The organism is Mesorhizobium sp. Arg314 (genome assembly GCF_053714275.1).
Map to the genome: position 1 here is coordinate 332,793 of NZ_JBSKBP010000002.1, position 25,741 is coordinate 358,533.

Annotated in this window: 18 protein-coding genes; 1 reads left to right on the forward strand and 17 read right to left on the reverse strand. The window is 59.7% G+C overall.

The window, feature by feature from the left end:
• Positions 1-44: 44 nt before the first annotated feature.
• From ACWGS9_RS03700 to ACWGS9_RS03710, 3 genes are all read right to left on the reverse strand, one after another.
• The gene (locus tag ACWGS9_RS03700; protein WP_454503937.1) at positions 45-518 is read right to left on the reverse strand and encodes an HlyD family efflux transporter periplasmic adaptor subunit; all 474 of its coding nucleotides are present in this window, start codon (positions 516-518) and stop codon (positions 45-47) included.
• Positions 519-553: 35 nt separating this feature from the next.
• Positions 554-997 (reverse strand): hypothetical protein, encoded by a 444-nt coding sequence (locus ACWGS9_RS03705; protein ID WP_454503938.1) that lies wholly within the window; start codon positions 995-997, stop codon positions 554-556.
• Between the two features lie 479 nt (positions 998-1,476).
• The gene (locus tag ACWGS9_RS03710) at positions 1,477-1,671 is read right to left on the reverse strand and encodes a hypothetical protein (RefSeq protein ID WP_454503939.1); all 195 of its coding nucleotides are present in this window, start codon (positions 1,669-1,671) and stop codon (positions 1,477-1,479) included.
• Between the two features lie 680 nt (positions 1,672-2,351).
• Between ACWGS9_RS03710 and ACWGS9_RS03715 the strand changes: the two genes are divergently transcribed.
• Positions 2,352-3,044: a helix-turn-helix transcriptional regulator gene (locus tag ACWGS9_RS03715; RefSeq protein WP_454503940.1), complete on the forward strand. Its 693-nt coding sequence runs from the start codon at positions 2,352-2,354 to the stop codon at positions 3,042-3,044.
• Between the two features lie 393 nt (positions 3,045-3,437).
• Here ACWGS9_RS03715 and ACWGS9_RS03720 read toward each other — a convergent pair whose 3' ends face one another.
• The 14 genes from ACWGS9_RS03720 to ACWGS9_RS03785 all read right to left on the reverse strand — a co-directional run bounded on the left by ACWGS9_RS03720 (position 3,438) and on the right by ACWGS9_RS03785 (position 25,692).
• Positions 3,438-5,738 carry an AGE family epimerase/isomerase gene (locus ACWGS9_RS03720; protein WP_454503941.1) on the reverse strand — a complete coding sequence of 767 codons (2,301 nt, stop codon included), beginning with the start codon at positions 5,736-5,738 and terminating at the stop codon, positions 3,438-3,440.
• Between the two features lie 12 nt (positions 5,739-5,750).
• Positions 5,751-7,277 carry a phosphomannomutase/phosphoglucomutase gene (locus ACWGS9_RS03725; RefSeq protein WP_454503942.1) on the reverse strand — a complete coding sequence of 509 codons (1,527 nt, stop codon included), beginning with the start codon at positions 7,275-7,277 and terminating at the stop codon, positions 5,751-5,753.
• Between the two features lie 183 nt (positions 7,278-7,460).
• Entirely contained in the window at positions 7,461-8,885 is a 1,425-nt protein-coding gene (locus tag ACWGS9_RS03730; protein WP_454503943.1) for an HlyD family type I secretion periplasmic adaptor subunit, read from the reverse strand.
• Positions 8,872-11,511 (reverse strand): type I secretion system permease/ATPase, encoded by a 2,640-nt coding sequence (locus tag ACWGS9_RS03735; protein ID WP_454503944.1) that lies wholly within the window; start codon positions 11,509-11,511, stop codon positions 8,872-8,874. Before ACWGS9_RS03735 ends, ACWGS9_RS03730 begins: the two co-directional genes overlap by 14 nt.
• Positions 11,512-11,620: 109 nt before the next feature.
• Positions 11,621-13,966 carry a family 16 glycosylhydrolase gene (locus ACWGS9_RS03740; RefSeq protein ID WP_454503945.1) on the reverse strand — a complete coding sequence of 782 codons (2,346 nt, stop codon included), beginning with the start codon at positions 13,964-13,966 and terminating at the stop codon, positions 11,621-11,623.
• 1,359 nt (positions 13,967-15,325) lie between these two features.
• A complete protein-coding gene (locus tag ACWGS9_RS03745; RefSeq protein ID WP_454503946.1) occupies positions 15,326-16,033 on the reverse strand; it encodes an SIS domain-containing protein in 708 nt (235 codons plus the stop codon).
• Positions 16,030-17,031, reverse strand: a complete 1,002-nt coding sequence (locus ACWGS9_RS03750) for a GHMP family kinase ATP-binding protein (RefSeq protein ID WP_454503947.1) — start codon at positions 17,029-17,031, stop codon at positions 16,030-16,032. Before ACWGS9_RS03750 ends, ACWGS9_RS03745 begins: the two co-directional genes overlap by 4 nt.
• On the reverse strand, positions 17,028-18,953 hold the full coding sequence (locus ACWGS9_RS03755) for an HAD-IIIA family hydrolase (protein WP_454503948.1): 1,926 nt from the start codon (positions 18,951-18,953) through the stop codon (positions 17,028-17,030). The genes ACWGS9_RS03750 and ACWGS9_RS03755 overlap by 4 nt, the downstream gene beginning before the upstream one ends.
• The gene (locus ACWGS9_RS03760) at positions 18,953-19,930 is read right to left on the reverse strand and encodes an NAD-dependent epimerase/dehydratase family protein (protein ID WP_454503949.1); all 978 of its coding nucleotides are present in this window, start codon (positions 19,928-19,930) and stop codon (positions 18,953-18,955) included. The genes ACWGS9_RS03755 and ACWGS9_RS03760 overlap by 1 nt, the downstream gene beginning before the upstream one ends.
• A 329-nt stretch (positions 19,931-20,259) precedes the next feature.
• A complete protein-coding gene (locus ACWGS9_RS03765; RefSeq protein WP_454503950.1) occupies positions 20,260-21,162 on the reverse strand; it encodes an NAD-dependent epimerase/dehydratase family protein in 903 nt (300 codons plus the stop codon).
• A 7-nt stretch (positions 21,163-21,169) separates the two neighbouring features.
• On the reverse strand, positions 21,170-22,783 hold the full coding sequence (locus ACWGS9_RS03770; RefSeq protein ID WP_454503951.1) for a Rossmann-fold NAD(P)-binding domain-containing protein: 1,614 nt from the start codon (positions 22,781-22,783) through the stop codon (positions 21,170-21,172).
• Positions 22,784-23,956, reverse strand: coding sequence for a glycosyltransferase family 2 protein (locus ACWGS9_RS03775; protein WP_454503952.1), 1,173 nt, complete (start codon positions 23,954-23,956; stop codon positions 22,784-22,786).
• Positions 23,957-24,448 carry a glycosyltransferase family 2 protein gene (locus ACWGS9_RS03780; RefSeq protein WP_454503953.1) on the reverse strand — a complete coding sequence of 164 codons (492 nt, stop codon included), beginning with the start codon at positions 24,446-24,448 and terminating at the stop codon, positions 23,957-23,959.
• Positions 24,445-25,692: a glycoside hydrolase 5 family protein gene (locus tag ACWGS9_RS03785; protein ID WP_454503954.1), complete on the reverse strand. Its 1,248-nt coding sequence runs from the start codon at positions 25,690-25,692 to the stop codon at positions 24,445-24,447. Before ACWGS9_RS03785 ends, ACWGS9_RS03780 begins: the two co-directional genes overlap by 4 nt.
• Between the last annotated feature and the right edge of the window lie 49 nt (positions 25,693-25,741).

Genomic DNA, 25,741 nt, shown 5'->3' on the forward strand with positions numbered 1-25,741 from the left:
GCTTCGTGCTTGCCGGCCAGCCGACGCGACACAGGCAAACCATCTCATCGCTCGCGGAAGATTTCCTGCCTGTAGCGGAGCAGCGGCGAAAGCAGATAGCCGATGATGCGGCGCGAGCCTGTCTTGATCTCGACCGTCACCGACATGCCGGGCGAGAGATCGGCGGACCGGCCCTCGATCTGCATCTGTGTGCGGTCCAGCGAGACGCGCGCGAGATAAGCAGGCTCCTGGTCCTTTTTCTCGGTTGTCGAACTCTCTGCGGTGGAGGACTGATCCCGCACGGCATCATCACGCCTGTCATTCGCTACGGCATCGCGCGAGATACCGAGCACGCGGCCGTGCAGGAGCCCGTAGCGTGTGAAATTGAAGGTATCCACCTTGATCTCCGCTTCCTGCCCCGCAGATACGAAGCCGACATCGCTGTTCGACACCATCGCTTCGATTTCGAGGGCCGCGTCGGCCGGCACCACGACCGCGAGTGCCTGCGCCGGCGTGACGACGCCTCCGATCGTATGCACGGAAAGCTGCTGGACGACGCCATCTACCGGAGCAGTCAGGTTTGCATCTTCGCCCTGTGCTCGGCCTTGATCATGTCCTGGGCGAGGCCTGCCGCCTTTTGCTCCGCCTTCGCCAGATCGTCGAAAAGCGAGCGACGGTATTCGGCTTCGGCTCTCGCGCGGGTCTCCTTCAAGACCGAGACAGCCGCTTTGACCTCGCTCTCGCGGCTCTCCAGGACCGGGAGATCGTGCTGCTGGCTGATCAGGTCCTGCAAGTCGGTAAGATAGGTGATCTTGGAGGCGAGACCCTTGTCGTAGAGGCTCTTGTCCATCGTCACTCGCTCTTGCAGCGGCGGAAGAACAGCCTGCAGCTTGTCGATGGTGGCGGCGATTGTCTCGCCTTCCGCCTCTTTCTCGGCCAGCTGGCGCGTGATCTCGGCGACTTTCGCGTCTTGCTCGGCCGTTTGCGTCGTGAGGAAGTGGCGCTGCGTGTCGATCAAGACCTGACTCGCATCCGCCGGCGCGATGAAATCATCAAGGGGATTGGCTCGAAGTGTCCGAAATGCCGGAGAATTGAGTGTAGATTTGAGACAAGCTGGTCATTCGGAACCCCCGATCCGTGAGGCTGGATCACCGTCCAATGATGATCCTGGGCGTCGATCCGATCCTTGCGAGATCGGCAAGTTGCCTTATGCGCGAACACGGGGCGTTGCGACCTGACCGAGGCGAGAAGCGTCAGTTCCTGCAGTGCAGTACTTCCGTATTGACGCAATATTCGGAATAGATCGGAGCAGTGTAGGGCGCACCCTTATTCGAATGACGCAAGTCTCAGGCCGCGGACACCCCACGTGAATTTCTTGCTCTCTACGCCGCCGCGGATGGCCGATGGAATCCGCCCATGACCGACGCGATGTGGCGTCGGTTGCTCTCAATGGAAAAGCCAGAACTGCGGAAAGCCAGAACTGCTCCTCAGTGGACGTCAGCGGTCGAAATGGAGAGGCCGGGAAACGCGCTCACTTTCTCTCAATGCTGCGGCCAGCACGGTGCAATCGATCTCCTCGACAAAGGCGACCTGCAGACCCGCTTCCACCATCAAGAATTGCATGCGAAGCGATTTCAACCGGGCTGCCTTGGCGGCGCGCTCGGCGCATTCAGCTTCGAGGATCGCCAGCATGGATTGGCCAAATTTTTCCTGTCTCTGCCCGCGCATGTATCCGACCTCGCAAATCGCCCTGGGAAAACTGGTCTCCATATTGGCGTCTTGTGCTCACCAGATCATGTGGGCTTATGCTTGTCGTCCTTCGTTGTGATGAAGACAGCCAAGCGCGACAGGTTCATTGGCCAACGGATGATCGCCGGGTCTTGTCATGATCCTGTGATGCCGGGCGCGCGAGCATCGTCTTCGTTCGAATGATGCCTTGCCGATGACATGCGCGCAGAGTTGCCGTAGCCGGCGACCTGCAGCAGGTCCCACGCCCCGCCGGTTAGGCCCGGTGGCCGACTAAGTACCCCCCGTAGAGGCCGCCGGGCCGCTCGATCTATTGAAACTACGGAAGCTACGTGAGCTAACGTGTCCCAGGCACTGTCGAATTCAGCCAGCGCAAATATGAGCCCATGCATCAGACTACAACCTTCGGACTAGCTCGTCGAGACTAGGCCGTTTGGGGGCAACCTAATACCACCGTGGGATTGCCACGCCTTAGCCGGCGCGTAGAATAACGAGTTGCGACGGGCTACAATCCTACGCAGACAAATCAGATACGAAATTCAGGTTAGGGGAATTATTTGGATCAAGAGAACGTAAGAAACCGCAAGTAATTGCGATGACTGCGTGCAGGTAGGGCGGGTACAAACATGACTCTGATCGAAAGGCACGCCGACCCGGTTGCGGGCGGGCGATACATTGCGCTTAAAAAAACTTGCGCGCGGCATTCGCAGACGACACATCCAGCACGCAGTTCGGATCGGTCCTATGAATCGGCCGCCGACCTGCAACGTCGGAGTCTGGAGTCTATCACCGGCATGCTCGAGCGCATCGGGTGCGGCTACCTGGTGCTCGACGGCGAAAGGAAGGTGGTCGAATGGAATGCGGCCGCCCGAGCCACGATTGAACGACAGGGTGACGCTGCCGAAACGGCATGCGCGCTTTCGACCGGACTCAGACGGTTGGTTGCAAACGTACCGGTGCATTTCGTGCCAGGTTCACTGTCCTGGGTGGTGATCCGAAACCATGGTGACAGGCCGGTGGTGCTGAATGAAATAGGTGTGGTCGCACATGACGGAACTTGCATCGTCGCATTGCTGGATCGGGAAAACAGGGCCGCGGCCAACCCTCAGACACTCCGGCGCATGTTCGGCTTGACGGGTGCCGAGACGCACTTAGCGTTGCGCTTGGCTCGAGGCGACGCGCCTTTGGAGATAGCACGGAGCTGGCGCCTCAGTCGCACGACGATCCGCTCCCAACTCGCGTCCTTGTTCGCCAAGACTGAGACGAAACGGCAAGCGGAGCTGGTGGCTCTTCTCGGGCGCATTTCGGTCTTGCCGTGAGGGCATGCCATCCTCCGACGATCATGTCGGATGATGGCATGACACAATCAAAGCAGCTGTCAGATCGCACCCTTGGCTGAACGGATGACATCGGCCAATGGCTGCCCGGCGTCGAGGCTAAGAGGCTAACCACCGTGGCACCGTTGAAGGTCAGTTGCTAAAGGCCGTCCGCCTTCGAACGATTCGCCGCCATTGCCGAAAGTGACATCACCGACAGCTTCGGCCGTGGTATCGGCATTGGAAAGGTGGGTTCTAGTAAATACATGGGCTGCTGGTCGAAGGCTCCCCTTCGGCGAGATAGGCGCCAGGCGCCTTTCTCAGTCCGAGCAGCGTGAAGCCCTGCGGTAACCCAGCGAGCTTGCACCGCGTTCCGCAAGACGGGGGACCGTCAAGTCAGGCGTAGACCTGCCTAAGAGAGGACTTACTTGTTTCCGAAACTGCCAGCGGGAAGGCCTCGATCTGTCCCCCTGTCTTGTCCAGGTACTGCATCAACGCTGTGACCAGGTGGTAGAAGATGCTCGCGGGGACCTCCGTCGCCACTGACCTTCCGCGCTCATCAATCCTGTCGACCCATAGGCCGAGCGGTGCGGGATCGATATGCCATCTGAAGAGCCGGGCGACGCGCGCTTCGATCTCGGGGTTCAAATCAGGCCAGCCAATACCATCAAGGGCAACTGCCGCCTTGATCGCCTCGCACTGCGGCCAGCTTCGCGAAAGCCGGTCGAGGGGCAGTCCGTGGCGCGAGACGGCTGCATAGGCCAGACCCGTGGCCCGGTTCAAACCGCTGGCAATCGCCGACGAATAGAGCTTTCTCGCATATGCAACCAAGTCCTTCTGTCCACTCGCCCGCGCGAAATCGATGAGGAGGGAGGCCCATTCGAAATGGTGCCCTGGTTCGGTCCACTGTCCCTCGTCCCCCGGCAACGGCAGCCAATCGACGTCGAAGCGTTCTCCAAGTGTCCAGCTCTCCTGGTCGAAGAAATGGCACCGAAAGAGATCGATGACGCGTGCCGCGCGACGCAGGTATGCTCGGTCGCCGGTGACACCATGCCAGGCAAGGAAGGATTCCAGCATGTGCATGTGCGGGTTCGAGAACCGCACCCCGTTCCAGTTAGGGGTCTCAAGGAAGCCGTTCAGGCTGTCGTCCTCGAGATGGGCGTCGATGAAACGGAATGTCTCTTGTGCCAACCCCAGGGCATCCTGATGGCCGCACCGGTGAGCATGGGCAAGCGCCAGGAGCACGCAAGAATGGTCGTAGGCGTCCTCGGCCGGGTCTGCCACGCTGCCGTTGGAATTGAGGGTGCGTACCCAGCCGCCGCGGTCGGTGCGCCCGTATTTCGCGATGAAGTCGATCCCGTGGTTGAGAAGTTTGTCGGCAGGTCCAGGCCAACCGCGTTCCTTGGCAACCGCGAAGGCGTAGATCTGGCGAGCCATCGTCCGCATCCGCTTGGGTTTGCCCAACGGTCTTGCATCGAAACCGAGAGCCTCGTGGAAGCCACCGTGCACATCGTCGACACCTGCAGTGGACCACAGCGGCAGGGTTTCCTCGAAAAGCCAGTGCTCGACGCGCTTGCGCCATGACCCGCTGATAATGACCCTGTCTTCCGACGCCGTGAACTTCGTCTCGAGGCGCCCGCACTTCTCCAACTGTTCGACAACTTTCTTCACGTTCTGGCTGTGGCCGACAGGAGCGACGAATACCGCGTCCGGTGTCGCCACCACCGCCACATCCTTCATTCCGACGACGGTCAGCAGCCTGCCCTGGCTTCTGAGGTAGGAGTTGCCGCAATCCATGGCGACGACGTCGCCCATTACGACATTGCCGTCGCGGTCCGTCGGGCTGGCTTCGAGCAGCGATTGCCACGATCCAAGGTCGTTCCAGCGGAAGGAAGCCGTAACCATCGCGATACCGCGTGCATGCTCCATGACCGCATAGTCGATCGACGTCGACGGGACAGCCAAGTAGAAGCTCCGCGGCAAGTATATGCCTGAGACGTCGGCCCGTGCGGTCTTATAGGCCCGTTCCGCGCTCTCCCAGATGTCGGGCCGGAAATCGAGAAATGCCTTCCGCATCGCGTCAGCACGAAATAGGAAGATGCCGGCGTTCCAGTAGAATTTTCCCGAAGATATATATTGGCGGGCTGTCTCGGCATCGGGTTTTTCGACGAAACGAGAAACAGCAGACACTCCGTCACCATTTGCCGAAACCTCGATGTAACCGTACCCGGTTTCAGGATGAGTCGGCTTGATGCCGAATGTAACAATGCTTCCTGAATCGGCGGCAGGCCCGCCCACATCGACGGTTTCCCAGAATTGCGTTTCAGTCGATATCTCATGGTCGGAGGGGACCACGAGCACAAGCGCGTCGCCGCCATGTTCGGAGATGGTCTGCAGGGTGGCTATGGCGACCGCCGCGGCGGTATTGCGGCCAACGGGTTCGAAAATCGGTCTGCCCCCGTTCAGGCCAAGTGGACCGATGTCCGAGACAATGCGGTCGGCATGCCGTTCGGAGGCTATCAGGTAGATCGGTGTCTCACCGTTCGGCCGCGCCTTGAGGCGCCGGACGGTCTTCGCAAGCATGGAGCCGTCGCCCGAAAGGTCGTGGAATTGCTTGGGATTGTCTTCGCGCGAGAGCGGCCACAGCCGTGAGCCGACGCCACCACTCATGACAAAACTTACGATCCGGGCAGGCATGGTCGAGTTCCCTCAGAATGTCTGGTTGTAGGCTCCGACCTCTGGATTGCGGCGCAGAACGGCATCGAGAGCCTCGAACATCTCGCGACGCCGCTCCGGCGAGACGGGGCTTTCCACAACGACGACAATTTCCGGTTTGTTCGAAGAGGCCCTGACCAATCCCCAGGTGCCGTCCTGGGCAACGACACGCACCCCATTCACAGTGACCAGATCGGCCAGCGGCTGGCCAGCGAACTCGATCCCGTCCCCCTTCATTTTCGTGAATTCCCCGACAACTTTCGCGACCACGCGGTATTTCACCTCGTCGGGGCAATGTGGCGACATGGTTGGGGTACCGAAGGTCAATGGCAGTTCGCGGTAAAGGTCCGCGAGTGTCTTGCCCGGGTTGCGGTCGAGCATCTCACAGACGGCGATCGCGGTGAGGAGCCCGTCGTCGTAGCCGCGTCCGACCGGCTGGTTGAAGAAGAAATGACCCGACTTCTCGAAACCGGCTATGGCATCGAGTTCGGCAACGCGCCTCTTGATGTAGGAGTGCCCGGTCTTCCAGTAATCCGTTCTTGCACCGTTTTGCGCGAGCACGGGATCCGTCATGAAAAGTCCCGTCGACTTGACGTCCACGACGAAGATGGATTTCGGATGCTGGCCGGAAATGTCTCGCGCCAACATGACGCCAACCTTGTCCGCGAAAATCTCGCTGCCCTCGTTGTCGACCACGCCGCAGCGGTCGCCGTCGCCGTCGAAGCCGAGCCCGGCATCGGCGCCCGTCTCCAGAACCTTGTCCCGGATCGCGTGCAGCATCCGCATGTCTTCGGGATTGGGGCTGTAGCGTGGAAACGTGTGGTCGAGCTCTACGTCAAGCGGGATCACTTCGCAGCCGATGCCTTCCAGCACTTGCGGCGCAAAAGCGCCCGCGGTGCCGTTGCCGCAGGCGACCACCACCTTCAGCTTTCGGCCGATGTTCTTTCCGGCAGTCAGGTTTTCGATGTATCTCTCGCGAAATCCGGACACGAATTCATAGTCTCCCCCGCCTATGAGATCGAAATCGCCGTCCAGCACGATCGCTTTCAGAGCTGTCATCTCCTGCGGGCCGAATGTCAGGGGCCTTTGCGCCCCCATCTTCACGCCGGTCCAGCCGTTCTCGTTGTGGGAGGCCGTCACCATGGCCACCGAGGGCACGTCGAGCGCGAACTGGGCGAAGTAGGCCGTGGGAGAAAGTGCCAGGCCGATGTCCTTGACGCGCGCGCCGGCCGCCATCAGGCCAGAGACCAGCGCCATCTTGATCGCCATGGAATAGCTGCGGAAGTCGTGGCCCGTGACGATGTCCGGGCCTACGCCCATTCGGCGGATCAAGGTGCCGAGCCCCATGCCGATCGCCTGCACGCCCATCAGGTTGAGCTCGGGTTCTTTCTCCGACTCTGAGCCTGGATAGCCGAACCACCAGCGTGCGTCGTATTCCCGGAAGCCAATGGCTTTGACGAGAGCACTGGTTTCGAAGGCGAATGTGTTCGGCCTGGCTCTGCCGACTATGTTCAGCGTCACGATTTCCGCTCCGCGCCTGCGGGCACAATCCTAACAGGCAGCCTAGCCCAAGGCACTCTCATGAATTGGGGTAGCCCAAACGCTCCGGTTCGCACCCCCTAACCCAATAGGAGCATCCCTACCGACCCGGCGCGTTCCCGGGTCGACATCGCGAACGAAGTGGCGTCGGATGGAAGCCGGCTTTTACCGCTCTCGTAGCGCTTCCTGCTTATATTTCGCCAGCGGCGAGAGAAAGTAGCCGATGATACTTTGCGCGCCAGTCTTGATCTCGACCGTCACTGCCATGCCGGGACTGAGTTTGACGAGCTTGTCCTCCACCTGCATGTCTGTACGGTCCAGTGAGACGCGCGCGGCATATTCCAGTTCCTGACCCCTCGGCTCACTGTCGCTCGGCGCTGCGGCCGACACGGGGCCGTTCGATTCGCTCTGCCTCTCGCGAGGTATGGCGTCCGGTGACACGCCGAGCACTTCTCCATGAAGAAGCCCGTAGCGGGTGAAGTTGAATGTGTCGACCTTGATTTCCGTCTTCTGTCCCGGGTGGACGAATCCGATATCTCGGTTGGAGAGCATGGCCTCGATCTCGAGATGGCTTTCGCTCGGAACCACCACGGCCAGTGGCTGAGCGGGCGTAACCACGCCGCCCACCGTATGAACGGCGAGTTGTTGCACGACGCCATCGACCGGCGCGGTCAATCGTTGGAGCTTCGTGCGCCGCTCTGCCTTGATCTCCTCCTGCTCAGCACTCGCAACCCTCTCGTCGGCTTTCGCGAGTGCGTCATAGGTCGCGCGTCGATACTCGGCGGCGATCTTTTCCTTCGTTTCCCTTAGCAGCGCGATGGCTGCATCGGCTTCGCGCAGCCGGCTCTGCTGTAGGTTAAGATCTTGCTGAAGGCCGACCAACTCCTGATACTCGGAGAGATAGTCGACCTTCGAAGCAAGCGCGTTGTCGACGAGTTTCTTGCGAATGTCGACTCGCTCCTGCAGCACGGGCGTCGTCGCCTGAAGCTTCGCAACGCTCGCCAAAGTCGTCGATCGTTCTGCTTCCCTCTGATTTTGTTCCCGCTCGGTCTCCTCGAGCTTGGCGTGCTGTTCGACGACCTGACTGATCAGAAACTGACGATGCATCTCGATCTCTGCGGCGCCCGCACCCTGCGGTGGCCGGAAGGCCGCAAGCGGATCCTCTGCAAGCGCCGCGCGCAGCCGGGCGACGTCGAGTTCGGCCGAAAGAAGATCGCTTTTCTGGCGCTCCTGGTCGGCTTCCGTCAGGGTGGGGTCGAGCTCGATCAGCACGTCGCCGGCCTTCACGCTCTGTCCATCGCGCACGTTGATAGCGCGGACAACGCCCGCCTCGAATGGCTGAATCAGCTTGATGCGCCCGTCTGGCACGATCTTGCCCGTCGCGGTTGCGACGATGTCGATGCTGCCCAACGACGCCCACACCAGCGCGACGCAGAAGACCGCGACGATACTCACCGCGATCGCGCGGCCGATCGGTGACGGCGGCGTTTCGGTGATTTCGAGCGCTGCCGGCAGGAACGCAACTTCGTGCTCCTGGCGGCGAACTTGGGCTCTCGGAAATGGGACGATGTTTCGGCTAGCGGGCGTCATGGATGCCAGCTTGCAGATAGTGGAGATTTGCGTAGCGCCCGTTCGAGCGGATTAGGTCATCATGGGTACCATCCTCGACGATGCGGCCATGCTCGATCGTGATGATCCGGTTCGCGTGGCGCACGGTCGAGAGCCGATGAGCGATGACGAAGACGGTTCGGCCGGCAGAAATTCGCTTCATGTTCTGTTGAATGGCGCGCTCGCTTTCGTAGTCCAAGGCGCTGGTCGCCTCATCGAGGATGAGGATGCGCGGATCGGTAATGAGCGCCCGGGCGATTGCGACACGCTGGCGCTGCCCGCCGGAAAGACTGCTGCCGCGTTCGCCCACGATGGTGTCATAGCCCTCGGGCAGCTCCAGGATGAAATCGTGAGCGCCGGCAAGCGATGCCGCTGCAATGACGCGCTCCATGGGCATAGCCGGATCAGCGAGCGCGATGTTCTCGCGAATGGATCGGTTGAAGAGCACGTTCTCTTGCAAGACCACGCCGATCTGGCGTCGAAGCCAGGTTAGGTCGACCATCGCCAGATCGACTCCATCGACCAGCACGCGTCCACTCTCCGGCACATAGAGCCGCTGTATCAGCTTGGCGATTGTGCTCTTGCCGGAGCCCGAGGAGCCCACGATGCCGATGACCTGACCGGACTCGACGCTGAACGATACATCGTGCAGCACCTCGGGGCCGTCGACTCGGTAGCGGAAAGTCGCATGCTCGAATGTCACCCGCCCGCGGATTGCCGGCAGTGCGGCACGGCCAGGATTGAAGCTTGGCTCGGGAATGGTGTTGAGGATATCGCCGAGACGATCGATCGACAGGCGGGCCTGATGGAAATCCTGCCAGATCTGCGCGAGCCGCAGCACCGGCATGCTCACGCGCGCGGCCAGCATATTGAATGCGACGAGTTCGCCGACGGTCAGGTCGCCGCCAATCACGAGCTTGGCGCCGAAGTAAAGGGTTGCGGCGACGACCAGCTTGTTGATCATCTGCACCGCCTGGCTCGCCGTATTGTTCAGGCTGAGCACGCGGAAGCTTGCGGTCACATAGGCGGCGAGCTGCTCCTCCCAGCGGCGCTGCATCTGTGGCTCGACCGCCATGGCCTTCAGCGTCTCGACGCCCGTGACAGTCTCGACCAGGAAAGCTTGATTCTCCGAGCCGCGATCGAACTTCTCATCAAGGCGCCGCCGAAACAGGGGCGCAGCTCCCGCAGAAATGCCGATGTAGAATGGGAACGACGACAGAACGATCAGCGTCAACGGAGTCGTATAATAGAACATCACCGCAAGGAAAACGACGGTGAAGACGAGATCGATGACAAGCGTGAGCGCCGAGCTCGTCAGGAACTGCCGGATGTTCTCGAGTTCGCGGACGCGTGCGACTGAATCCCCGACGCGGCGTGTCTGGAAATATGCGATCGGCAACGCCATCAGGTGACGAAACAGCCGGGCGCCGAGTTCGACGTCGATACGGTTCGTCGTGTGCGCGAACAGATAGACGCGCAGTGTGCCGAGAACAGTTTCGAAAACGGTCAGCGCGATCAGGCCCGCGACCAGGACGTCGAGCGTACTCATGCTTCGATGCACGAGCACCTTGTCGATGACGACCTGGAAGAACAGCGGCGAGATGAGGGCAAAGACCTGAAGGAAGAATGACGCGATCAGCACTTCGCCGAGAAGATGGCGGTACTTGTGGACCGCGCCGAGAAACCAGCCGATGTCAAACCGCCGAGACAGGTCCGTCAGGGCCGCGCGCCGGGTCATCAGGATGATGTCGCCGTCCCAGATGGCCTCAAGTTCGGCCTGCGTCATTGTAATGGGTTGCGGCGACGATGGGCGCTGAACGAGGAGCTTGTCGTCGACGACTTTGCCGAAGATCAGGAATCCACCGTCCCGAAGCACGGCGATTCCAGGCAGCGGAGTAACCGCCAGCCGTTTCCAACTCGTCCTTTGTGCCCGAGCCTTGAGTCCGAAGTCTTTTGCACAGCGCACGACTTCGGTAACACCCACTCGCGCCGCGCCCATCCGGTGCCGGATCTGGTCCGGCTCGGCCGCGATGCCATGACAACGCAGCAATATCGCCAAGGCCATGAGCCCTGAGTCATCGCCGCTCTCAGATGCAGCGCTCGCCGCCTGGGCGGCCTTATCGCGTCGATCGGCGAAACGAGCGCGCATCACGGTATCGCGGGCGCGCCGTACCAGATCACGCCCACGGCCAATTAGGGCATGAAGCGCCTGCTGCGCGACGTTCTGTGATCCAGCCAAGACCAAACGGCCGTCCCAGATTGCTTCGAATTCCGCGCGCGTGATCAGCTTCGCATTTGACGAGGGTGGATGCAGCACAACCGCGCCTTTGTCGCTGACCTTTCCGAGAAGCAGAAATCCGCCATCATGCAGTGAAGCGATGCCGGGCAACCGGATGCCCGCAAGTTGTTTCCACTGTGTCTTGCGCGAACCGACCTTAAGCCCGAACTCGCGGGCGCAACGAAGCATCGCGCGGATGCCGATTGCACCGCCGCCACAGCGATCGCGGATCTGGTCGGGCTTAGCGTTTACGCCATGAAAGCGAAGGAACAGAGCCAGGGCTCGAAGTCCAAAGTCTGCGGCGTGGGCATTCTCGTTCTGCATCGCCATTCTGGCTTAACCCTTCGCGGATACGCGTCCGCGTTCGATGTTCCTTTTCAGCATTCACAAACTTGACGGTGCCGCACCCAGGCGCTGGAGCCCCTGGGTGCGGAGGCGATCAATGTTGCGGTCTGGTCAGGTACGAGTCGTGATTCCAGCTGGCCTCATTCGACAAGGACGCCACGATCTGACCGTGATGTACCTGACCAGAGTTGCCGGCCAGGTACTGGTTCAGCAGCGCAAAACTCTGGCTTGCCAGGGACGCTCTACTCGTGCCGGACGCAAGCGGATCCGCCATAGTAATGTTTCGCGACGCCAAGGTGTTAGCGGTGCCGGCAACCAAGTCCCTGTGCTCGTTCAGCCAAGCAAGGCCCCAGGTTGCCAAGGACCCTAGCGACCTAGCGGGAGCATGCTCATGATCCGTCTGGGCGATCACCCGCGGCGAAGTCGTGGTGGCGGCAGGTCGAGGATCCGTTACGGCGATGGTCTGCGGCGAGGCTGTCGAGACGGCGCCGGTGACCGGATCCTTCGCCGTTGCAGTCAGCGTGAGTGTCGCCACCGGATGAGCCGCGCCCCTGTAGTTCGATTGCAGCGTCAATCCGCTGTCGACCTGCGCGGCCGTCAAGGTGATGTTCTTGCCACGAAACGTCTGACCATCGAGTTTGTCGGTAATCGTCTCGTACTTCGGCAAGCCTGTCACATTCACGGTCACGACATCGTTGGGGTCGGTCGTTGTCACCTTAACCCCTAGATCGACCGCACCGCCCAGCCCGCTCACGTTGAGCGTGGGATCCGCGACGGTGAGGACCGGCGCGATCGATGGCGCGGTGGTTGGAGTGGCTGGGGTCGTTGAAGTTGTCGATGGCGGGTTGGTTGGGGTCGATGGGGTTGTTGGGGCTGTCGATGACGTCGCGACCTGGAGACCGGAGAACGTCTTCGCCGCGGCCGCAAGATTAGCAGCGACACCGCTCGCATCCTTGATGCTCGCACCGTTCGGCAGATTGACCCCGGTGATGCCGAGCGCCGAGGTATTGGTGTCCGTCGACGCGACGGTCGTGCGGAAGTTGAGCGCACTCGTTCCGGAGCCGCCGATATAGGTGGCGGTCGCGCCATTGTTGAGAGATAGCGTCGGCGTGCCCGACACCGCCACGGCCTCGTTGAAGGCGAGTGCCAGCGTGACCGTGTCTCCGACGTGCTCGGTGCCGGTTCCCGGCGAGGCTGTGGCCTGCGTCACCGCCGGCAAGACCGGATCGATCTGGAGACTGGAGAACGTCTTCACTGTGCCCGAGAGGTTCGCCGCAATACCAGGTGCATCCTTGATGCTCGCGCCGCTCGGAAGATTGACTCCGGTAATGGCGAGCGCCGAGGTATTCTTATCCGTCGGCGCGACGGTGGTGCGGAAGGTGAGCGCGTTCGTGCCCGAGCCACTGACATAGCTGGCCGTTCCGCCATCATTGAGCGACAGTGCAGGCGTACCCGTGACGGTCACCGCTTTGTCAAAGCCGACCGTCAACGTGATGGCGTCGCCGGCATGCTCGATCCCCGTTGCCGGTGAAGCGGCGACCTGCGTCACTGCCGGCTGGGTCGTTGACGACGTCGTGGAGGTTGACGACGTCGTCTGGGGACTGACGTTGGCACCCGTGACGGTGTCGCCGCTGCCCGCTTTTTGATAGAGCTGGACCTGGTCGATCTGCATCTGCATCGACGAAGGGGTCGAGCTATCCAGCGCCGTATGCCATCCGGACGCGTTCGAATTCGCGACCGCATTGTTCATCATCAATTGCATCGGTTCATCCGGGATCGCGACCTGTGCGCTGGTGACCTGCGCCATCTGTTTCCCATCCAGATACCAGGTGATCGATTTACCAGGATCCCAGTTGATGCCGTACGTGTGGAAGCCGGAAGTGAGGTCGATGCCGCTGTCGATGGTGTCGCCGACCCACCCTGACGGCCCATGGAGGTGCCAGGTGAAATTATGGTCTGCCGGCCCAGAACCGGTAAATCCACCCTCCTGTATATCGAGCTCGAAATTGTCGCCGCTGCTGCCTGCGCCTTTGCCGGGCATTAGCCAGAGGCCTGGCCATGCGCCGTCGCCGCTCGGCGCCTTCATGCTGATCTGAAGGTAGCCGCCGTTGAATTCGAAGTTGCCGTAGCTGCTGACAGCGCCGGACGTAACCGGGAAAGTCTGCGGCGTCCCCCCCTGATTTATGCCGCTGATGGGCTGTCGGATCGCCGTGAGATCGAGGGCCCCGTTGCTCAGGGACACTTGGCTCGGCATATCGTAGTCGGCATTATATGGGCCGCCCGGCGTACTTCCTCCCGACCCATTCGTATTCCATGCCCAGCCGTTGGCGGCGTTGCTTGTGATGTAGGTGTGCCAATCACTGCCGAGCGCCGTGCTGGAGAAGTTTTCCTCATAGACGAGGTCGCTCGAAGCAAAGCCTGTGGGTGCGGAAAGAGCCATTCGGTGATCCTTCTTGGGCGTTGAAAACAGAAAATTTCACTGCCGCGCATCGCCAAGGTGCGTGACATGTCGCATGCGCGCGGCTAGGCAACGCGAACTGATTTCAAACTCGTAGCTGGGCTACGCGAACTGATTTCAAACTCGCATAGGCAACGCGACTGATTACAAAGTAGCGGAGATTTGGGTGTCTTCGCCCCAGACACCGATGTCGAGCGGGCTCAACGTTGAATTCACCATCGAAGACGAGTCTTGTCGACGGGAATGCTTGGGTCCTCACCCTTGAACCCGTGTACGGTGTCGCCGCCAACGCGCACAAGGTGTTCAACGGTTTGAGCCGCAGCCGAATTGAAGTCGAGCGCATGTCTCCCAGCGGGCGCACCGCCGGGCTTGCTATTTAGTATAAGCACAGTAGTCCCTTAGTTCATTGCGTCTTTTTTGTTTTCATTTCGCCCGCACCCCTAAGTAAACACAGGCATTTCCGCATTCAAACTCGCTCACGCGCACCGTCTTGTACCTGCATGAATTGATCATTCGAGGACGATGTACGTGACACAGGCGACCATACTACGATTTACGGCGAGAATGAGGCTCGGCGTGCGTTTGTTAACACATTCCTAATGTAACTTATTAACACGTTCTAATATGGAAAGTGATCGAGCGGCCGTGCCGGGACACCCCTCCGGATTGTCCTGCCAAGACCGTGTCTGTCGGTTGAAATGTTGCGGTGGCTTTGGCCGTTGGTTCAGGCATGGCCGGGATGCCTTGCGATGCGACGTGGCGGACGAGCCGTCGAGCCTAGTGAACTGCCGGCCCGAATATTCGACCGGCGTTTGCGCATCGACGCGCCTGGCCGAGGTCCGCCGTTGCGGCGTTGACTACGCTCCAGTCTCTAAACGTGTTGCTGAGCGACGTAAGTTTCACGAAAGCGATGTCCGCATCTTCCGCTTTGAATGATGGAGGTGGAAGGCAGGCGCCGTTATCAAGTACAGCCGCTACCGCGCCGGCCCGCCGTTGAATCGCAACGTTAACGTGTCGGGATCGAATTCTTCAAAATCTGAGCATCGCCAAGACGCGCAACCGTATCCAAGCGGGGAGCATGATCGCTTAGGTGGCTTGTTGAAATGGCTGGAACGTGGCGCTACGGCGCGGGGACGCTTCGTTGCCACGGGATGCCCCCTCGGTTTGTCAAATTTGAACCGCGCGACCAGTCGCCAAAGCTCCACCTCGTGACCATCTGCCAATCGCCTGGCGTACACTTCAGCCGCGGCGTCGTCTATGCAGGCAAGTTTGATCCCGCCCATGAACTGGCCGTGTTCGTCCAGGACGTAGAGTCCATAGTGCTGCATCGCCTGTTCTCGATCAGGATTGCCAGTTCGTCTCGGCGCCAGGTCCATTTGGATTGAGGCCTCCAGCGGCGCTGCGCTGTTGTCTCCGGTCATGCCAGTTTTGCGCACTTGCAAAACAAAGACGCTGCATAACGACATGCCCGAACATGGAATGTATATCTTCCGCTAGTTGCATATCATTCACATTGACCCAAACCACGTGTTGGGCGATCTGCCTGAGCGTCCCTCCGCCATATCCACAAAGACCCAACGTAACCGCGCCATGATCATTAGCGTATCGGACAGCGCGCAAGACGTTTTCCGAGTTTCCGCTTCCCGAAATTGCGACGACCAGGTCGCCCTCGTTCAGGATGTTCTTCAACTGCTCGACGAACACATCCTGGAAAGAAACATCGTTCGCGTAAGCAAATGTAAGGCCCACATTGTCGACCAGTGTCCGGCCACGAAAGGGACGCTTGGTTGAGAGATAGATGCTCTTATTCCAATCCGTGATGAAATGTAGCGCTGTGAGTGAACTGCCACCATTTCCGAGCGTGATTATCTGCTTGCCATCTTCTTGTGCCTGCGCGACCAAAGCAACTGCGTTGTCGAAGCTTTGGTGGTCTAATGAAGCCAGGACGACCTTGAGTTTTCTGAAATAAGCTTGGGCACTGCCCCCAAGAGCTTTTGTTGGACGGGCTCCGACGTCGGTTGATTGAGCACTGCCGCCGAAATGTTTCATTGGGTAACCTCCGATGTCGGTTGGTAATGAACGATGCGGCTCCCCGCGAAATCAAACTTCACAGGGAAGTGCTTTAGCTCCCCGAGAGCCATTTTGATTGCATCGTGGCGATCGGGAGGGGCGAAGAACATGAGAAAACCTCCTGCGCCTGCTCCGAGTAGCTTGCCGCCCGTGGCACCTGCCCGTAACGCAGCCCGGTACCAGCCATCGATCGCATCGTTCGATATTTCTTCGGAGAGGCTCTTTTTTAAGAGCCAGTTCTCGTGGAGGATTTCGCCAAAGGCATTGAGGTTATATCGATGCAATTCATCGCGGAGTTGATACGCGAGCTCGACCATCCGCCTGAGCGCCTTCCGCTTGTCCGGCGTTCTTGCGATACCTTCCGACTGCCGGACGAGAATGTCTGACGCACTGCGCGTCATGCCGGTGTAGAACACAAGAACTTGCTTCTCAATCGAAGCGATAAATTCACGTGGGCATATGAGTGGCGACACCGAGACGCTATCGTCGGAGTGAAACTCGATGAGATTTAACCCGCCGAACGCGGCGGCGTATTGGTCTTGCCTTCCAATGGGTGCGCCACAAAGTTCAATCTCAATGCAACAACTATCGGCACCGAGCTTTGCCTTCGAGACATACTGCCCTCGAAACGCGTTCAACGCGTGCAGAAGGCCAACAGTGAAAGCGCTTGAGGATCCAAGGCCTGTTCCCTTCGATGGAATATCAGCAATGGTTGTTATCTCAATTCCCCCGCAGATCCCAAGATATTCCATCGTCGCTTTTACTATTGGATGCTGAATATTCTCAACACGATCTACCTCTTCTGTTTTTGAATAAGCAACGCGAGTACCGTTATCGAACTTGCGGTTCACGTTCACGTAGACGTATTTGTCGATAGCAACGCTTAGAACAGCGCCGCCTTCCTCCCGATAGAAGGCAGGAAGATCGCTGCCGCCTCCCACAAAGCTGACTCGAAGCGGCGTCTGACTGATGATCATGCGACTGCCCCAATCAGTTCGATCGCCCGCAATCGGACGCAATGATCAGCACTCGCCCGCGATGCCAGCACGATCGGTGCCTCATCCTCTTGGCGAGAACTGTAGATTCTTGCAGCAGCCTCCTGATCTAAACCGCGCCGCGAGTATTCTCGCGTTACCCGGTACCTCCTCAATTCCTCATCGACATCAACGAAGAACGTGTGTGCACGGCCGCGTAAAACCATATCGGACAACGAAATCGCGACGGCTCCTTCCACGACCAGAACGGTTTCTGGAGAGATGGTTATCCTTTCTGATCTTGAATGTGATACCCGGCGCAGCTTTTCGTAGTAGGGCAGATCGTGCTTCTCCCGAGAACGAACTCCCACCAAGCGGCTCAGGACCGCTCTGATTTCGTTCAGGTCGTAGCGACCCATCACCGTTGGTTCGCGATCGGCGGCGGACCGTATCCAGCGATCAAGGGCAATGACTTGCGCATCAAAGCCGCGCCCGCGCAGGACCTCCCCGATAGCGCTGGAAAGAACACTCTTTCCACTTCGGGAGAGCCCTCCCACGAAACAAACGTCTCCCGGCTTCACATCCGCGACAAGATCAGTTGCTGTTGTTACCAAGTTCGGATGAACGGTAAGAATGAAATTGGCGGCCGCGAACAAGTCTGGGACGGTATAGTCCGGCATGACAAGATACTTGCTATCCAACCCGCCTGCACCCGTCTCGACTAGGATAGATCTGATGCCAGATCGTTTTGCGAGAGCGACGTCCGTAGAGGAATCGCCGATGATCCAGGATTGACTTCGATCGATATTTAATGCTTGGACCGCATCATCAACCAACCCGGTAGAAGGCTTGCGGCATTCACAGCGAACCTTCAGCGCCTCCACCTCCCCGGCAAAGCCGCGATCTGGATGATGCGGGCAGAAATAGATGGCGTCTACAAAAGCTCCACGGCGCCCAAGCTCAGTCTCCATCTTGTTATGGATCATCCGCAAGTCTCGTACAGAGCAATCGCCTCTCGCCACGACGGGTTGATTAGTGACGACGATTGTCCGGTATTCGGCCCGGTTGAAACACCCGATCGCGGCCGCGGCCCCCTCAATCAGTTCGAAGCGTTCGGGCCGATCGATGTGTCCATGGTCAACATTGATGCACCCATCCCGGTCCAAAAAGACTGCCTTCTGCGGAGAGGTGAGTGAAGCCCGAGCTATGCGGCCCGATTCAAAGTCGGCGCAAACCTTGTCGAGTCTTGCCGGGGTTCCCGCGTCTTTTATGTACTCGGGACTGCTATAGCTTCTGATTTCCGCGCCGGCCCGAAGCATTTCGGGAAAGAGGTCCTTGCCAAAATCGAGCGGAGTTACTGCCGAGCGCCACCCGAGAAAAGCTTGTTTTCGAATGTAATAAAGAGCCGCGCTGACTTTGTTAGGATAATAGAAACCCGGGTCGCGTGGATAGGGATGGAACGCGGTAACCGTGCCGTCCTCTGACGTTTCTATTAGATCGGAATCATGCGGGTGATCATTCGGATGGGTGAAAACTGTCGCCGCCGCCTTGTGCTTTTCATGGAAGCACTTAAAGCGGGTCAGATCGACGTCGAGCATCGTGTCGCCATAGATCGTAAGGAAGTTGTCGTCGAGCAGATCCAAAACGGCCAAAACTGCCCCGGCTGTCCCAAGCGGCGCACCGTCATCTACGCAACGAACGTCAATCCCCCAATTTTTGCGCTGATTGCAAAATTCCACGATTTGCTCGGCTGCGTGGTTCACCAGGACCAAGATCCTCTCAATCCCGTGTTGCCTGGCGAGGACGATTTGATGCTCAAGAAGTGGCTTGCCACCAATGTTGGCCAATGACTTAGGCAAATCGCCTATCCGGCTCCTGAGACGTGTCCCTCGACCACCCGCAAGTACAACGGCCTGGGCTTGCATCACAGGTGTCCTTCCTGCTGCACGATTTCTACGACGGCTCGTCGAACGGCGTCAGCCGAACCAAGTTGGGGCCGCCAACCGAGCGCACGCAGTTTTGCGATGTCGTAGGAAAATCGGGGAACATCCCCCGTCCAACCGCGATCTTCAACTCCGTATTCGATCCCAGCGCCCGGTGCGACAGCCTCGACAGTCGTTTCCGCTATAAAGCTGACGGTTACCCCTTTGTCCTCGGGCCCGATATTGTAACAGCCAAGCCGTTCTGATGCGTTTGCACGCAAATGGACAATCGCATCAATCAGATCATTGATATGAAGATACGCCTTCCGTTGCCGCCCCGATCCCAAAACATTCAGCTTGTCTGGTGAAGCCCTTAACTTTCTGACGAAATCCAGAATGACACCGTGTGTTGCCGGAACGCCAATCACGTTCGGAAAGCGAAAGATCAAGGCACGAGGTAACCAGTTCTCGACAGCAGCGCTGATTAGCGCCTCCGATGCGAGCTTCATGGCACCGTAGTTGGAAATCGGCAGCAGTGGCCCGACATCCTCTTTGATCGGAGCTTCCCCCAAATCGCCGTACACAGCGGAGCTGGATGCAAAAGCAAGGAACGGAACCCCGGCCTCCTTCATTGCGTCCAACACGTTGAACGTCGATAGGAACGTATCGCGTAGATCAACAGAGGTGTCGGCGATTCCTGCAGGAATGTCCGAATTGGCAGCCATATGCCAGACTTCGGAAATCGGAATGCGACTGTGACAATTCATGAAGCGGCTTCTCAGCGTATCCGCGTCTGAGAGGTCTACTTTCTCAAAAGCGAATCTCTCATTCCTGCGAAGCCCGTTCAGATTCTCGCAAGAACCTCGCGAAAGGTTGTCAAAGCCAAAGACCGGATATCCGCGATCAACAAATAGTCTTGCAAGCCTGCTTCCTACAAAGCCCGCAACTCCCGAAATAAAAATGGCGTGCTGTTCGCCCAACGGTATTGCGCCTTCCTCTTGTATGCAAGTCTTGCGCGTCTCAAGTCATCCGGATGCTGCAATGCCAACTTTAGTTGTCGAGCCTTGACCGATGGAGAGCCGAGAGGTCGACCGAGCTGGGCTTTAAGCTCTACTCTCGTCGTTAAGGTCATGCATGTGTCGTCGCGAATCATCGCATGGTTTTTTCCGATCCGCGATTGTTCCTCAGGGGGTAGCTCCTTTTTGCAGATGCGGACTGAATTGCGCGTTATGCGGCGACGCCACGACGAATCCGAGGACGGTCAACTGGCGCATCGACCCGGTCTTCGACTAAGAACCCCGGTCTTCGACTAAGAACATTGGCGCAATCTCCTAGATGATGATGGTCGATCGTCGTTCAGCGAGAAGGTCCGAAACTCGATTCCGAGCTGCCTGAGCCGCTCTACACCGGGAACCTCTGCCGCTGGGTGCACCAGCCCAAGGATGGAGTCGGATCGGAAGGGAAGGGGGGCATGCAGGGCCTCTGCCGTCTTGAGGAAGCCACTGACAAGCTGCCAGGGCACAGCGACGGTGCACTGTGTTCTGCCTTCTGATGCGGCGATCTCGTTCATGAGCCGTCGGAACGGTACCGGTTCGGGGTTGGCCAGCCCTACCGGTTCCGGGAAGGGCGTGTCTGCCTCGGCAATACGTACCATGGCGGCTGCCATGTCCGCCTCATGCACGGTGAATTGATAGGAGCGCGCCCCTATGAGAGGTATGACCGGTAGTTTGGTGAGCCTGCGGAGCGCGCCTGCCATCCCGCCCCAACCGGGACCGTACACCAGTCCGAGGCGCGTGGAGACAGCTCCCAGACTGCTGGCGGTGCGCTCGCAGGCCAGTTTCGCCTGACCGTACAACTGCCGGGTCCCCTTGTAGGCGGACATTGAGGAGATAAAAATGACCCGGCGAACCCCCGCGTCGACGGCATTGCGGAGCAGGTGCTGCGAGCCGGACACATTGACACCCCAAACATCGCCGGCGCTGACGAGAGTTAGGTCCCAGGCACCGTGGATGAGCACGTCTAGGTCGCTGAATGCGGCCTCCGACGGCGGCCGCTTGATCTCGTATGGGCGCCATTCGGCGACGCCGTCGGCAGCCTCGGAGGTCATGCGGTTCGAACGGGCGAACGCGATGACCTCATGCCGTGCTTCGGCGAAGGCGGCACGCAGGATGGTCCCGACATATCCATTGGCCCCAGTGATACCGACCCGCATTGCACGCTCAATCCGTCAGTTGCATCGCCTCGCAGGCGATGCGATGGGAATTGGCCATCACAGTCAGGGTAAAGGTGGTAGCCGGAACACTTGGAAAAACCGACCCGTCGATGAGATGGATCCGGTCCCAGCGCGCCAACCGCCCGAGGCGGTCTGTCGTACTTCCACAACTGGGCTCTCTGGCGTGGGGAAAGCTGCCACCAAAGTGGTAGCTCTTGCCCCCGCCCGACCACAGCATTCGCGGCGTGACTGGCCACAAGTCAAGGTAAGGTGCCGCCCTGCGGATCCGTTCAATTACGTCAAGCAGCATCGGAGGCACCTGCTTGCCCCTGACCTTGGCTTCGCTGAAGCCCTCCGAAGTGAGGGTGATCCGGGGCAGCTCATCAGGGGCTGCGCAAACCTGGGCGCTGACCCGGATCTTGGGTGACGCCCAAGACGGCAAGTAACCCAGGCCTACCGTCAATCGGCTTATGAGCCGATTCGTCGCGAAGGCGGCGGCGCGGTGTTTTAGGAAGCCGGGAAGTGCGTCGTAGTATGCCTGGTTGAACGGATAGAAGTGAATCTGCGAGATATCGAAGCCCTCGTCGTCCCGGACGATGGCCATGTTGAACTGGTTGAGTGTGAACTCGCGCCTTGTACGTGGGTCGGGGGTTGACTTCATGGAAATCACTGGCAGGACGAACTGAGCCGATTCCGAAAGATGTACGGGCTGGCCCGAGCCGAGCGAGCCAAGGATCAGCCGGGTGGTGCCGATTGCTCCGCAGCCCACGAAGACCCGGTCGGCAGTGAATCGCTGGATCCGGCCGCTGGACAGCTCCCGGGCCTGCACGACGGCCGTGTCCCCCTCCTGGTCGACGCGCACCGCGAGCAGCCCACTGTGGTAGTCGATCCTCCCGCTGCGCCTGAAACGGTCCAAGCTGTGCGAGGCCGAAAAGATTAGCGACCGCGGGCATCCAGTCAAGCATAGGCCGCAGGGCTGGCATTCGGGCGCCGAGAAGGCTAGCCGGGCGCGGCCTATCGTTATTCCCGTGGAACGCACTCGATCGCGGTGCTGGTCGTAGTTGGCCAGAACCATCTGCGTCCGTGGCGCCAATGGCGGAAGCGGGTCCGGGGATCCGATGAGCGGGAACCACTCCTCGAGATCGTCAGACTCTCCAGCGAAAGGAATGTGACCCAGGATGGCCCGATAGTGCTCTTCCATATCCGAGAAGCTAAACGGCCATCCCTTAAACGTCGCGGCGCTGAAGGGCATGATCTGGGCTCCCCAGACATTGCTGAACCCCCCGTAGGCGCTTGATATGACAGCCGAGTTGACTCTACCCTCGGAGTGGACGCCGTCGAGCTGACCCTTGTTGGCAAAAGGGAAATCGGATCCGTAGCTTCTCTTTTCAGGCAGCGAATCGGATTGGACCCGCTTGGGTTGCAGGCTGATCCGGCGGACGTCGTCCTCATCCCAGTCATCGACACGCAGCTTGGACAGCCTGGAGATTACCTCCTGCGTCTCCGCCTCCAGCACGGTGCCCGGATCGAACACTGTTATCTTCTCGTCCGGTTTCTCGGACAGCGCCAACACGGCGGCGGCTGCAGCCGGACCCGAACCAATGATTATCGAAGACGGCATCTACTTCCCACGGCCACCGCCTTGCGCGGCTGTGTCCAGTATCTGCTTGGTTGCCTGTTGGCGCCGCCGGCGAAAGCGTCGCACCAGCTCAATCCGGCCGGCGACGTGGCCTGCCGCGGCCAGCCCCACGCCAGCGACTATTGCCGCGGACCGGGCCAGCCCGGCGGCGTCACCCTTGGCTGCTTGCAAAATCTCCCGCGGTACGCCCTTGGTCAGCGCGTACCAGACGAAGCGAGCCTCTGCACCCAGTGTGGCGGCTTCGCCCATTTGGGCAAAGGCCTCGACCTTCCCCTTGTTGACGAAGAAGCAGCGGCGCCAGAAGTACTTCCATGTCGGCCGTGAGGCGGGTACGAAGTGGCGGACAGTCGCCGCCGGCTCATAGATCACCGCGTCACTGCTCGTGATGTGCGCCACGCGATGGCACATGTCCATATCGTCGTGATTGTCGGAATGAAAGCCTCCCACCTGCTCGAGGAGGGTCCGCCGCACCGACATGTTCGCTCCTATGAGATGAGCCAAAGGGCCTCGGCTGGTCGGAAGGCCATCATAAGCGCAACCGAACACCCAGTCGAACTGCACAGGGAACCAGGCCGGGCGGCCAGCCTCGAAAACCGGTATGGGGCGCCCGCCAACGGCGCCGATACGCTCATCCTGGTAGGGGTCGATGAGAAGCTCTAGCCAATCCTTGTCGGCCGCGGCATCGTCATCCAGGAATGCCAGGATTTCTCCGGCGGCCGCCTCGGCTGCCGTGTTTCGGGCCGACCCCAGATGCCCGTCATGCTTGTTCTGGATCACCCGCACCGGAGGGGTGGATGCGGCGAAGTCAGCCCAGTAGGCGGCGCAACGGCGGAACAGGGGCTGGTCGACGCATATGATGATCTCGCAGGGTTGCAGGGTCTGCTCTCGAGCCGAAACCACTGACTCAAGCATCAGCTCCCATCTGTCCTCGGTGTAGGCACAGATAATCACTGAGATCGTGGGGGGGCGCGGCATTTGCGAGCGTTCTCCGCCGACGCCGTTCTTTGGCTGCCCGGCTTTTGATCTGGGCTGACCGGTTGTGGCAACTGCAACGTCATGACCGCGGGGGACAGGACCGATGCTTAGGTTGCGGACGTAGCCCTCCTGGCCAACGCCAATCGGTGGATAAGATTGCGCAAGCCTGACGATACGCATCTAGAAACTCTCCCAACCTTGAGCTGCTGATGTGTGCCCAAACTCTTCTCTGAACGCCAAGCTTCCACGCGCTGGATTCGGCCTACTCGGAGGTCGGTTTTCACCATAAAAATCACCAAGGCCGAGGATTGCGCCACTGAGCCTCGAGGCCGCCGATGCCAAGCACGCGGGGTGGGCGTAGGGCATCGGCAACTCGTCCAGGCAGCGCTCATTGGGGATCGCATCGTCATGAAGAAGCGCCGCAACCTGCGCCATCGCCAATCCGGCTCTCGCCATGCGTCCGCCGCACAGTCCACGCAGGTTGGCATTAGGTGTGACGACGACACCCTCGATCTCTTGCCGGCCGTGCTCCAAGAGCGCCTCGCTGTTGTTGACGACGAGGATGATCTCGCGGGCGAGGGGGATCTGGCGGCGCGTCGCTGCGACAGCCGCGTTCAAATCGTCGCAGCGATCGAGTGTGTAGGCGCAGATCACGACGGAGGCTTCGGTCATGGCGGCTGCCGGTTGGTTGCTGAGGCTGGGCTGGTCTCGCGTGTCTGCCTTGCCCGAGCCGTTGCGGCTTTGAGGATGTTCCAGAGCACCCCGCCGTCATGGTGGATATCGAATTGGTCGTGTTCGTCGACGGGATAGCGTCCGCTGTCCTGCCGCGACACTAGCCGCCACACCATCCAGCCAGCGCAGTTGCGATCACGCGTCAGCGTGTCGAGCCACATGGCGTAAGCTTCGGCCGTGTTCTGATTGGAGCGGGCATAGCCGAATTCCTCCAGAATGACCGGCTTTTTGGCGCGGGCCGCCAGCTGGCAGAACTCGGGGATCATGTCGTTGAATTGCTGGATCGTGAGGTTGTAGAACACCGGGTAGCCGTGCCAGGTCCCGAAATCGAGAGTCGGGATGGTCAAATCGGCAACCTTCGGGTCGAAAATGTTGGCATTCCCTGAGCTGACAAGGTGATTGGAATCGAGGGACTTGACGTAAGCCGACATTTCGGCGGTCCAGGCCAACCGCAAGGCCTCTGGCTTCGCATTGCCTTCGTTCATCAGCTCCCAAGCCATGATGGTCGGGTCGTCCCGGTAGGCAAGTCCGGTGAGCGGGTTGACGCGCTGCACGACCTGGCGGACCCAAGTCTGGTAATCCCGCTTCGTGCGTGGGTCAGTGAAGAAAAACGTGGATTCGTCGCGGCTCCCATACCAGGCCCGCATCTGCTGGGCGCCGCCCGTGAAGGCCCAGAAATCCAAGACAGCGATGATGAGCCTCAGGCGCCGCTTACCGGCCTGGGCGATAAGGAAATCAACCTTCTGCATGCCGTTGGCGCCGTCATTGATCGCCATCCTGTTTTGACTCGGATCCCAGTAGAGCAGGTACGTGCCCTTGACCGCGAGATTGCTGGCATCGCCTTCAAGCCGCCAATCCCAGATCGTAGGGACGCTTCCATCGAGCGACCCGATCACCGGCTGGAGGAAGATGCGGACCACATTGGCGCCCATCGCCCCCGCGTCATCGAGAACGCGGGTGACCTCATCCGGCGATCCGTAGGTCAGGTAGTGATTGTTTACGCCGGTCACGAAGAACGGCTTGCCGTCCAACGTGAAGTCCGTTCCGGAAGTCTTGATGAAGGACGTCGCCGATGGGTCGTATGCGGTGCTCGCGATTGCCAGAACGGAGATGAACGCGAACACGAGCGCACACAATCCGGCATTGCGCAGCCCGTTTTTCGCCCGTTGCCAGCCGACCATCATCCCTGCATGTGGCTCTCGCCGGGCGCCGAGTGCAATGGCCCCTAGGGAT

Coding starts and splice junctions, on each gene's coding strand:
- ACWGS9_RS03710 (WP_454503939.1), bottom strand. CDS start 1,671: ATGCTGGCGATCCTCGAAGCTGAATGCGCCGAGCGCGCCGCCAAGGCA.
- ACWGS9_RS03715 (WP_454503940.1), top strand. CDS start 2,352: ATGACTCTGATCGAAAGGCACGCCGACCCGGTTGCGGGCGGGCGATAC.
- ACWGS9_RS03720 (WP_454503941.1), bottom strand. CDS start 5,738: ATGCCTGCCCGGATCGTAAGTTTTGTCATGAGTGGTGGCGTCGGCTCA.
- ACWGS9_RS03730 (WP_454503943.1), bottom strand. CDS start 8,885: ATGACGCCCGCTAGCCGAAACATCGTCCCATTTCCGAGAGCCCAAGTT.
- ACWGS9_RS03735 (WP_454503944.1), bottom strand. CDS start 11,511: ATGGCGATGCAGAACGAGAATGCCCACGCCGCAGACTTTGGACTTCGA.
- ACWGS9_RS03740 (WP_454503945.1), bottom strand. CDS start 13,966: ATGGCTCTTTCCGCACCCACAGGCTTTGCTTCGAGCGACCTCGTCTAT.
- ACWGS9_RS03745 (WP_454503946.1), bottom strand. CDS start 16,033: ATGAAACATTTCGGCGGCAGTGCTCAATCAACCGACGTCGGAGCCCGT.
- ACWGS9_RS03750 (WP_454503947.1), bottom strand. CDS start 17,031: ATGATCATCAGTCAGACGCCGCTTCGAGTCAGCTTTGTGGGAGGCGGC.
- ACWGS9_RS03755 (WP_454503948.1), bottom strand. CDS start 18,953: ATGCAAGCCCAGGCCGTTGTACTTGCGGGTGGTCGAGGGACACGTCTC.
- ACWGS9_RS03765 (WP_454503950.1), bottom strand. CDS start 21,162: ATGCGGGTCGGTATCACTGGGGCCAATGGATATGTCGGGACCATCCTG.
- ACWGS9_RS03770 (WP_454503951.1), bottom strand. CDS start 22,783: ATGCCGTCTTCGATAATCATTGGTTCGGGTCCGGCTGCAGCCGCCGCC.
- ACWGS9_RS03775 (WP_454503952.1), bottom strand. CDS start 23,956: ATGCGTATCGTCAGGCTTGCGCAATCTTATCCACCGATTGGCGTTGGC.
- ACWGS9_RS03780 (WP_454503953.1), bottom strand. CDS start 24,448: ATGACCGAAGCCTCCGTCGTGATCTGCGCCTACACACTCGATCGCTGC.
- ACWGS9_RS03785 (WP_454503954.1), bottom strand. CDS start 25,692: ATGATGGTCGGCTGGCAACGGGCGAAAAACGGGCTGCGCAATGCCGGA.